This is a genomic window from Pseudonocardia sp., from assembly GCF_035305885.1.
Taxonomy (GTDB): Bacteria; Actinomycetota; Actinomycetes; order Mycobacteriales; family Pseudonocardiaceae; genus Pseudonocardia.
In genome coordinates this window covers 74,319-84,489 of the sequence record NZ_DATGOP010000150.1, presented here as the reverse complement: position 1 = coordinate 84,489, position 10,171 = coordinate 74,319, and the positions used below count along the sequence as shown (strand labels likewise).

The following is a 10,171-nucleotide window of genomic DNA, read 5'->3' as shown; positions in this document are numbered from 1 at the left end:
TTCCCCGGGGACGAGCACCTCGAGCGCCGCATCCGGGCCTACATCCGCTGGAACGCGGCCGTGATGGTGCACCGCACCAACGTCGAACGCGGCACCGGTGGCCACATCGGCTCGTACGCCTCCGCAGCGGCGCAGTACGAGGTCGGGTTCAACCACTTCTTCCGCGGCAAGGACCACCCCGGCGGTGGAGACCAGGTGTACTTCCAGGGGCACGCTGCTCCCGGCGTCTACGCCCGCGCGTTCATCGAGGGTCGCCTCACGGCCGACGACCTCGACTCGTTCCGCCAGGAAAAGTCTGGCCCCGGTCGCGGCCTCAGCAGCTACCCGCACCCGCGCCTCATGCCCGACCTGTGGGAGTTCCCGACGGTGTCGATGGGCCTCGGCCCGGCGTCGGCCATCTATCAGGCCTGGACCAACCGCTACATGCACAACCGCGGCATCAAAGAAACCGACCAGCAGCACATGTGGGCGTACCTCGGCGACGGCGAGATGGACGAGCCGGAGAGCCGCGGCATGCTGCAGCTTGCCGCCAACCAGAGCCTCGACAACCTCACCTTCGTGGTGAACTGCAACCTTCAGCGCCTTGACGGCCCGGTGCGCGGCAACGGCAAGATCATCCAGGAGCTCGAGGCGTTCTTCCGCGGGGCGGGCTGGAACGTCATCAAGGTGATCTGGGGTCGCGAGTGGGACGCGCTGCTGCACGCCGACCGCGACGGCGCGCTCATCAACCTGATGAACCAGACGCCCGACGGCGACTACCAGACCTACAAGGCCAACGACGGCGGGTACGTCCGCGAGCACTTCTTCGGCCGCGACCCGCGCACGAAGGCGCTCGTCGAGCCGATGACCGACGAGCAGATCTGGAACCTCAAACGCGGTGGCCACGACTACCGCAAGGTCTACGCGGCGTACGCGGCGGCGATGGAGCACCACGGCCAGCCCACGGTGATCCTCGCCAAGACCATCAAGGGCTACGGCGTGGGCCCGAGCTTCGCCGGGCGCAACGCCACCCACCAGATGAAGAAGCTCTCGCTGGCCGACCTCAAGCAGTTCCGCGACGAGCAGCGGATCCCGATCTCCGACGCCGCGCTGGAGGAGAACCCCTACCTCCCGCCGTACTACCACCCCGGCGAGGACGACCCGGCGATCCAGTACATGCGCGAGCGCAGGCGCGCCCTCGGCGGGCCGGTGCCCGAGCGGCGGACCAGGTCGAAGGCGCTGGTGCTGCCCGGCGACAAGGTCTACGAGGTGATCCGCAAGGGCTCGGGCAAGCAGGAGGTCGCCACCACGATGGCGTTCGTCCGGCTGCTGCGCGAGCTGGTGAAGGACCCCGAGATCGGCCCGCGGTTCGTGCCGATCATCCCGGACGAGGCGCGCACGTTCGGGATGGACTCGATGTTCCCGACCCAGAAGATCTACAACCCGCACGGCCAGCAGTACACGTCCGTGGACGCCTCCCAGCTGCTCGCCTACCGCGAGTCCGAGCAGGGGCAGCTGCTGCACGAGGGCATCAACGAGGCGGGGTCGGTCGGCTCGTTCACCGCGGCGGGCACCTCGTACGCCACGCACGGCGAACCGATGATCCCGGTCTACGTGTTCTACTCGATGTTCGGGTTCCAGCGGACCGGCGACTCGATCTGGGCCGCGGCCGACCAGATGGCCCGCGGGTTCCTCATCGGCGCCACGGCGGGGCGGACCACGCTCACCGGCGAGGGCCTGCAGCACAACGACGGGCACTCGCAGCTGCTCGCGGCGACCAACCCGGCGGTCGTGGCCTACGACCCGGCGTTCTCGTACGAGGTGGCGCACATCGTCAAGGACGGGCTGCGCCGCATGGTCGGTGAGGACCCGGAGAACGTCATCTACTACCTCACCGTCTACAACGAGCCCTACGTCCAGCCGGCCGAGCCGGAGGACCTCGACGTCGAGGGGCTGCTGCGCGGCATCTACCGCTACGCGGCCAGCCCGCGCAGCGAGGGGCCGCAGGTTCGACTGCTCGCCTCGGGCGTCGCGGTGCCGTGGGCGCTGCGGGCCCGCGACCTGCTCGCCGAGCAGTGGGGCGTGGGCGCCGAGGTCTGGTCGGTGACGTCGTGGGGGGAGCTGCGCCGCGACGGCGTCGAGTGCGAGCGGCACAACCTCCTGCACCCCGACGCCGAGCCGCGCGTCCCCTACATCAGCGAGGCGCTGGCCGGGGACGCCCCGGTCGTCGCGACCTCGGACTGGATGCGCGCGCTGCCCGACCTGGTGCGCCAGTGGGTGCCGGCGCCGTTCGCCAGCCTCGGCACCGACGGGTTCGGACTGTCCGACACCCGGCCCGCGGTGCGGCGGCACTTCAACGTCGACGCCGAGTCGATCACGGTCGCCGCGCTCGCGACCCTGGCCTCGCGCGGGGAGTTCGACCGCGCGGCCGTGGCCGAGGCCGCCGCGAAGTACCGCATCGACGACCCGCAGGCGGCCGGGCCGCAGACCAGCGACAGCGGCGTGGCCTGAGAGCACGCGAGCAGCGGGGAGCCGCGTTTTCCGCCCTTCCGGGGGACGGAACGAGGCTCCCCGCTTCGCATTTGCCGGAAAATCACTGGTCATTGACTCTCGGCAGGGAGGCCCGAACACGATACGCTCCGCCCCGACGCCGACAGCGGGTGATCGCAGACGGTGTCCCGACCGGGGCGCGGAGCGTTCGCGCCAGGCGGCGCGAGGCCGGGGGCAGTGCCCCGGCACAGGTACGAGGAGAGCAGGAATGGCAGAGGGCACCGTCAAGTGGTTCAACAGCGAGAAGGGCTACGGCTTCCTCGCTCCTGACGGTGGTGGCGCGGACGTTTTCGTGCACTACTCGGCGATCCAGACCAACGGGTACAAGAGCCTCGACGAGGGGCAGCGCGTGTCGTTCGACATCGAGCAGGGTCAGAAGGGTCCGCAGGCCAGCAAGGTCACTCCGCTCAGCTGAGAGCCGTCATCCCGGGTCCCGGCGCGGTGGCGCCGGTCGACCCCTTCCGTCCCGGGAGCGCTTGACGCTCCGGGAAGAGTTCCGGGCCACGGGCCCGTTGATCCACGGTCACCCCCACGGCAGCGCGCCGTGCGATGCTGCCCCGCGTGACCGATGACGGGACGCGGGCGTCGTCCGGGGTGTCCCCGGCCACCTTGCGCAAGCTCGAACTGGCCGCGGGCGACCTGGCCGCCGCGTGCCTCGCGGCCATGGCGCAGCGTCAACCGTGGTTCGCTCGCCTGTCGGCGGATCTGCGGGCAGGCATCCAGCTGGTCACGCAGACCGGCGTGGCCAACTTCGTGGCCTGGATGGGCAAGGGCGGGGCCGGGGACGCCCACGGGGCGCCCCGGCTCACCGCCGAGGCGTTCCGCATCGCACCGCGCGATCTCGCGCGCCGGCTGACGCTGTCGCAGACCGTCGACCTCGTCCGCATCGCGACCGAGGTCTTCGAGGAGCACCTGCCGCCGCTCGCGGCCGACGAGGCCGAGCGGCGGGCGCTCGTCGAAGGCGTTCTGCGGTTCGGCCGGGAGATCGCGTTCGCCGCCGCGACCGTGTACGCGGGCGAGGCGGAGAGCCGGGGCGCGTGGGACGCCCGCGTCGAGGCGCTGGTCGTCGACGCGGTGGTCCGCGGGCCCGGCGCCGAGTCCGGCAGCACGGTGCGCAGCTGGGTCGACGGCCTGGTCTCGCGCGCGTCCGCGCTCGGCTGGGACCCCACCGAGCCGCTGCGCGTCGTCGTGGGCAGCCCCGCGCCGGAGGCGCACGAGGAGCTGCTGTCGGAGCTGCGGCGGGAGGCCGACCGCTCCGGGCAGTCGGTGCTGGTCGGGGTGCAGGGCAACCGCCTCGTGGTGCTGCTGTCCGAGCCGCCGGGCCTCGACACCGGCGGCGACATCGGCACGGTCGTCGAGGCGTTCGGACCGGGCCCGGTGGTCGTGGGGCCGCGGGCCGACGACCTGCCCGGCGCCCACGCGAGCGCCCGCGACGCCCTCGCCGGCCTGCGCGCGGCCCCGGCGCGCCCGGACGCCCCGCGCCCGGTGCTCGCCGACGACCTGCTGCCCGAGCGCGCCCTCGCCGGCGACGCCGTCGCCCACCGCAAGCTGGTCGCGACCGCGATCGAGCCGGTGGTCGCGGCGGGCGGGGAGCTGCTCGTGACGCTCGCGGCGTTCCTGGAGAGCGGCAACGCGCTCGAGGCGTGCGCGCGGGCGCTGTTCGTGCACCCCAACACCGTGCGGTACCGGCTGCGCCGGGTGAGCGAGCTCACCGGGCTGCGCCCGACCGACCCGCGCGACGCGTTCGTGCTGCGCATCGCGCTGCTCCTGTGGCGGCTCCACTCCCTCGACACGCCGTCCTGAGCTGGGCAGATCCAACAATCCGACGGGCGTCGACACCGGCCGTACCCCGATCTTGGGGTCGAGGTCTTTGGAGGAAACCTCCAAAACCCCTCCCGGGAGTTGGTGCGCGCGACGCATTCCGGTCGCACCCCGGTCCCCGGTTTCCTGGCTCTGTGATCGCCCTGCTCGCACCCGGCCAGGGATCCCAGACCCCGGGCATGCTCGCCCCGTGGCTCGACGACCCCGCGGCCGAGGAGACGCTCGCCCGATGGTCCGACGCCACCGGTCTCGACCTGCGCAGGCTCGGCACCACCGCCGACGCCGACGAGATCAAGGACACCGCCGTCACGCAGCCGCTGGTGGTGGCGGGCGCGCTGCTCGCCGCGGCCCGCCTCACCGACCGCGTGTCGCTTCCCGCCGCCGCGCCCGCCGCGGGCCACTCCGTCGGGGAGCTGGCCGCGGCCGCGGTCGCCGAGGTGCTGACCCCGGACGCGGCCGTGTCGCTCGCCGCCGTGCGCGGCCGCGAGATGGCCGCCGCGTGCGCGCTCGCCCCGACGGGCATGAGCGCGGTGCTCGGTGGGAAACCCGACGAGGTGCTGGCGAAGCTCGCCGAGCTGGGATTGGACCCGGCCAACCGCAACGGGGCCGGTCAGGTCGTCGCGGCCGGACCGCAGGCCGCGCTCGCCGAGCTCGCGGCCGCCCCGCCGGAGCGGGCGAGGGTGATCCCGCTCCCGGTGGCCGGCGCGTTCCACACCCGGTTCATGGCGCCCGCCGAGGAGGCCATGCGCGCCCACGCCGAGAAGGTCACCCCGGCCGATCCGGTGCGGCCGCTGTTGTCGAACGCCGACGGCGCGGTCGTCACCGACGGCGGGGAGGCGCTGCGCAGGCTCGTCGCCCAGGTCACCCGCCCGGTGCGCTGGGACGCCTGCATGGCCCGCCTGCGCGAGCTCGGCGTCACGGCCGTGATCGAGCTGCCGCCCGCCGGCACGCTGGTCGGCCTCGTCAAGCGCGACCTCAAGGGCACGGCGACGCTGGCCCTCAAGACGCCCGACGACCTCGACAAGGCCGTCGACCTCATCACCGAACACGCGGGAGCCGACACGTGACGCGCACCAAGAAGCTCCGGACCGCCCCGCCGGTTGCCGGCGCCCGGCTCCTCGGCCTGGGCAGCACGCAGCCGGAGAACGTCGTCACCAACGACGACCTCGCGCAGCGGATGGACACCAACGACCAGTGGATCCGCGAGCGGGTGGGCATCCGGAGCCGCCGGATCGCCGAGGAGGGCACGCTGCTGGTCGACATGGCCGCCGAGGCGGGCGCCCGCGCCGTGAAGGACTCGGGGCTCGCGCCCACCGAGATCGACACGGTGATCGTCGCGACCTGCACGATGCCCAACGGCATCCCGAACGCCGCCGCGCAGACCGCGGACCGGATCGGCATCCCCGCGCCGGGCGCGTTCGACCTCAACGCCGCGTGCGCCGGCTTCTGCTACGGCGTCGGCACGGCCGCCGACCTGGTGCGCGCCGGGTCGTCGCGCCACGTGCTGGTGATCGGCGCGGAGAAGCTGTCGGACTGGGTGGACTGGACCGACCGCTCCACCGCGATCATCTTCGCCGACGGGGCGGGCGCCGCGGTGCTGGGCCCGGCGACCGACGACGAGTCGGTCGGCGTCGGCCCGCTCACGTGGGGCAGCGCGGGCGACATGGCCCAGACCATCCACATCAAGCCCGACACGAACGCCCTGTTCCAGGAGGGGCAGGCGGTCTTCCGCTGGGCCACCACCAAGATCGCGCCGGTAGCGCTGAAGGCGGTCGAGGCCGCCGGGCTCGAGCCCGCCGACATCGACGTGTTCGTGCCCCACCAGGCCAACCTGCGCATCGTCGACGCCGTGGCCAAGCGGCTGCGCAAGGAGGGTGCCCGCGAGGACATGGTCGTCGCCGACGACATCGTGCACTCGGGGAACACCTCGTCGGCGTCGATCCCGCTCGCCATGGACCACATGCGGGCCGACGGGCGCCTGCGGTCGGGGGACGTCGTGCTGCTCGCCGGCTTCGGCGCGGGCCTGTCCTTCGCGGCGCAGGTCGTCATCTGCCCCTAGGATCCCCTCGCTCTTCCCAGTCCACGACCCCAGAAGAAGGAGAGAACACCGTGGCCGACAACAACGAGATCCTCAGCGGGCTCGCCGAGATCGTCGAGGAGGTCGCCGGCATCGACACCGCCGAGGTGACGCCGGAGAAGTCGTTCGTCGACGACCTGGACATCGACTCGCTGTCGATGGTGGAGATCGCCGTGCAGGCCGAGGACAAGTTCGGCGTGAAGATCCCCGACGACCAGCTCGCCGAGCTCAAGACCGTCGCCGACGCCGTCGACTACATCGCGAAGAACCAGTGACCCGCTGCGGCGGGACCGGGAGGGATCATGAGCTCTGAGGTCGAGGTCGTCATCACCGGGCTCGGCGCGACGACCCCGCTCGGTGGGGACGTCGCATCGACCTGGGAGGGCATGCTCAGCGGCCGTTCGGGGGTCCGGCGGATCGACCGCGACTTCGACTGGATCGACCGGTACGACCTGCCGGTGCGGATCGGCGCGCCGCTGGCCGTCGAGCCCAGCGAGGTCCTGCCTCGGGTGCAGGCCCGCCGGCTGGACCGGGTGGAACAGCTGGCCCTCGTCGCCGCCAAGGAGGCGTGGGCGGACGCCGGGTCGCCCGAGGTGGACCCGGTGCGGCTCGGCGTGGTGGTGGGCACCGGCATCGGCGGCGTCACCACCCTGCTCGCGCAGGACGACCTGCTCGAGTCCGAGGGTCTGCGCAAGGTCTCCCCGCTGACGGTGCCGATGCTGATGCCGAACGGGCCCGCCGCGTGGATCAGCCTCGAGTTCGGCGCCCAGGGCGGCGTGCACGCGCCGGTCTCGGCGTGCGCCACCGGGGCGGAGGCACTGGCCTGGGCGCTCATGCTGATGCGCAACGGCGAGCTGGACGTCGTCATCGCCGGCGGCGCGGAGGCCTGCATCACCCAGCTGACGGTCGCCGGGTTCGCGCAATCGCGCACGCTGTCGCAGCGCAACGACGAGCCGGAGCGCGCCTCCCGGCCGTTCGACACCCAGCGCGACGGGTTCGTGCTCGGGGAGGGCGCCGGGGTCATGGTGCTGGAGCGGGCCGAGTTCGCGGCCGCGCGCGGCGCCGCGGTCCACGCCCGCCTCGCCGGCGCCGGGCTGACCGCCGACGCCTACCACATCACCGGGCCGGAGCCCGAGGGCATCGGGCAGTCGCGGGCGATCGCCAAGGCGGTGCGCGACGCCGGGCTCGAGCCCACCGACGTCGGCCACGTGAACTGCCACGCCACCTCCACGGTGGCTGGTGACGTGGGCGAGACCCGGGCCGTGCGCAAGGCCCTCGGTGACCACCCGGTGCTCACCGCGCCGAAGAGCTCCTTCGGTCACCTCGTCGGGGCGGCCGGCGCGGTCGAGAGCATCATCACGGTCCTCTCGGTCAAGGAGGGGATCATCCCGGCCACGCTCAACCTCGACGAGCTCGACCCCGGCGTGGAGCTCGACGTGGTGGCCGGTGAGCCGCGCAAGGTCGACCTGCAGGCCGCGGTCTGCGACTCGTTCGGCTTCGGCGGCCACAACGCCGCGCTCACCTTCACGAAGGCCTAGCGGCGCGGGCTCAGCACCTCTCACGCGCGGAACTGCCGCCCCCGGTCAGGTCGATCAGGGGCGGCGTTCCGCGCATCGGCAGCGTGGAGCGCCAACAGATGCGGGTGGCCGGCAGGTCCGGCGGGGCCTTCTCCACCGCCTGGCTGCTGATGAACCGCACCCGCACCAGCAACGTCCCGTCGGGGTCGCGGTCGATGCGGTCGACGCGGATCGACCCGTCCCGGGTCGTCGCGTAGGCCTCGAGCCACTCCTCCTCGCCGAGCGCCTCGGCCCGCTCCGGCACCACCGTGGTGCGCCACAGCTCGTAGTCGCGGCCGTTGATGGCGTCGTAGTGGCGCTGCAGCTGAGCGCGCACCGCCTCCCCGTCCGGGTCGGCCGCCGCGTCGGGGGACAGCTCCACCTCGCTCGGCCCGACCCCCTCGGCCGGCACCTCCGGTGGCTCGAGGCCGTCGCGCGACGCGAGCGCCACGGCGCCGCCCACCACCACGATCGCCGCGAGGACGACACCGACGGCCGTCGCCACCGTCCGCGTCACCGGGCCACGCCGCTCGCGCCCACCGCACACCCCCTCCGGGTTGATCGACGATCAGTGTGCCCGGCGCGGCCCGGACCGGCCAAACCACGGCGTGTCGGGGTGCGGACCCGCTAGTGCACGCCCTCCATGTGCCGGGAGATCCACGGGCTGATCGCGAGCACGACGAGCCCGATCACGATCACCACCAGGCCGTTCACACCGAAGTAGGCGAACTCGGCGTCCACCGAGTAGAACTGCGCGAGCACCCCGGACAGCGACGTCCCGAGGCCGACCGAGAAGAAGTACAGGGCCATCATCTGGGCCCGGAACGCCTCGGGGGCGAGCTTCGTGGTGACCGACAGCCCGATCGGTGACAGCAGCAGCTCGGACACCGCGAACAGGCCGAGGATCACGAGCACGGCGAGCGCGGGCGTGCTGCGCCCGGTGCCGCCCGCGAAGATCAGGAAGGCGAGGAACGCGACGCCCATGCCGATCACCCCGTAGGCGAACTTGCGCGGGGTCGACGGCGCCCGCCGGTCCAGCCGCGTCCACATCGCCGCGAACACCGGGGACAGGATGATGATCCAGATCGGCTCGAGGGAGCCGATCCAGGACGAGGGCGCGGTCCAGCCGAAGATGTTCCAGTTCATCCGCTCGTCGGAGTACACCGCGAGCACCGTGAAGATCTGCTGGAACAGCGACCAGAACGCGACGTTCGCGACGAACAGCGGGATGTAGGCGCGCACCTTGGTGTGCTCGCCCTGCGTCACCTTCGAGCTCGTGAGCATCGTGGCGAAGTAGGCGATCGAGGCGAGCACCAGCACCGCGCTGATCGCGCGGGGCAGGGCGGCGAGCGTCACCACGCCGGTGAGCGCCACGACGGCCACCACCACGACGATCGCGACCCCTGTGCCGATCGCCTTCGGGCGCGCGGCGGGCGGCAGCGGGTTGGGCGCGTGCTTGCCCGCGGCGCCGAGGTTGCGGCGGAACGCGGCGTACTGGGCGAGGCCGAGCGCCATGCCGACGGCCGCCGCCCCGAACCCGACGTGGAACCCGATGTTGTCCTGCAGCAGGCCGGTGACGAGCGGCCCGACGAACGCCCCGAGGTTGATCCCCAGGTAGAACAGCGTGAACCCGCCGTCGGCGCGCGGATCGCCCTTCGCGTAGAGGGTGCCGAGCAGCGACGACGCGTTGGCCTTCAGCGCCCCGCTGCCCAGGGCGACGAGCACGAGCCCGGCCGCGACCCCGGACAGGCCCGGCAGCACGGCGAGCGCGAGGTGGCCCAGCATGACGACGACGCCGCCGTAGAAAACCATGCGCTCCATGCCGAGCACCCGGTCGGCGAGCCACCCGCCCAGCACCGTGCTGAGGTAGACGGTGCCGCCGTAGGCGCCCACGATGCCGGTCGCGGTGGCCTGCGGCAGGCCGAGGCCGCCCTCCTCCAGGCTGTAGTAGAGGTAGTAGCCCAGGATGAGGAGCATCCCGTAGAACGAGAACCGCTCCCACAGCTCGACGCCGAACAGGTTGGTGAGCCCGATCGGGTGGCCGAACACGGTCCGGTCCGGCACGCCGGCGGGCTGCGCGGTCCCGGTCACCGCTGCCCCCTTCCGCTCTCGCAGGACCGACGGGGGATCGCCCCGCCGCGTCACGGGAGCAGGCTAGGTGCCGAAACGAAACAGTGCCGCCCGGCGG

The 10,171-nt window shown here is 72.7% G+C and carries 9 protein-coding genes; 7 read left to right on the top strand and 2 right to left on the bottom strand.

The annotated features are described in order from the left end of the window. The 7 genes from aceE to VKZ81_RS33640 all read left to right on the top strand — a co-directional run. Positions 1-2,490 (top strand): pyruvate dehydrogenase (acetyl-transferring), homodimeric type (gene aceE / locus VKZ81_RS33670; RefSeq protein WP_324245795.1); only part of this gene is annotated, 2,490 nt, incomplete at its 5' end. Between the two features lie 247 nt (positions 2,491-2,737). Continuing rightward, a complete protein-coding gene (locus tag VKZ81_RS33665; protein WP_324245794.1) occupies positions 2,738-2,944 on the top strand; it encodes a cold-shock protein in 207 nt (68 codons plus the stop codon). 134 nt (positions 2,945-3,078) lie between these two features. Beyond that, positions 3,079-4,332, top strand: a complete 1,254-nt coding sequence (locus VKZ81_RS33660; RefSeq protein ID WP_414709542.1) for a PucR family transcriptional regulator — start codon at positions 3,079-3,081, stop codon at positions 4,330-4,332. A gap of 152 nt (positions 4,333-4,484) precedes the next feature. After that, positions 4,485-5,417 carry an ACP S-malonyltransferase gene (locus VKZ81_RS33655; protein WP_324245792.1) on the top strand — a complete coding sequence of 311 codons (933 nt, stop codon included), beginning with the start codon at positions 4,485-4,487 and terminating at the stop codon, positions 5,415-5,417. After that, the gene (locus tag VKZ81_RS33650) at positions 5,414-6,409 is read left to right on the top strand and encodes a beta-ketoacyl-ACP synthase III (protein ID WP_324245791.1); all 996 of its coding nucleotides are present in this window, start codon (positions 5,414-5,416) and stop codon (positions 6,407-6,409) included. Before VKZ81_RS33655 ends, VKZ81_RS33650 begins: the two co-directional genes overlap by 4 nt. Before the next feature lie 50 nt (positions 6,410-6,459). Next, on the top strand, positions 6,460-6,702 hold the full coding sequence (locus tag VKZ81_RS33645) for an acyl carrier protein (RefSeq protein WP_324245790.1): 243 nt from the start codon (positions 6,460-6,462) through the stop codon (positions 6,700-6,702). A gap of 27 nt (positions 6,703-6,729) precedes the next feature. Next, positions 6,730-7,965: a beta-ketoacyl-[acyl-carrier-protein] synthase family protein gene (locus VKZ81_RS33640; RefSeq protein ID WP_324245789.1), complete on the top strand. Its 1,236-nt coding sequence runs from the start codon at positions 6,730-6,732 to the stop codon at positions 7,963-7,965. Between the two features lie 10 nt (positions 7,966-7,975). On the opposite strand, the gene VKZ81_RS33635 is transcribed toward VKZ81_RS33640, so the two are convergent. Beyond that, the gene (locus VKZ81_RS33635) at positions 7,976-8,500 is read right to left on the bottom strand and encodes a hypothetical protein (protein WP_324245788.1); all 525 of its coding nucleotides are present in this window, start codon (positions 8,498-8,500) and stop codon (positions 7,976-7,978) included. Between the two features lie 110 nt (positions 8,501-8,610). Beyond that, complete coding sequence (locus VKZ81_RS33630) at positions 8,611-10,074, bottom strand: peptide MFS transporter (protein WP_324245787.1); 1,464 nt, start codon at positions 10,072-10,074, stop codon at positions 8,611-8,613. Positions 10,075-10,171 lie beyond the last annotated feature (97 nt).

Coding starts and splice junctions, on each gene's coding strand:
- VKZ81_RS33665 (WP_324245794.1), top strand. CDS start 2,738: ATGGCAGAGGGCACCGTCAAGTGGTTCAACAGCGAGAAGGGCTACGGC.
- VKZ81_RS33660 (WP_414709542.1), top strand. CDS start 3,079: ATGCTGCCCCGCGTGACCGATGACGGGACGCGGGCGTCGTCCGGGGTG.
- VKZ81_RS33640 (WP_324245789.1), top strand. CDS start 6,730: ATGAGCTCTGAGGTCGAGGTCGTCATCACCGGGCTCGGCGCGACGACC.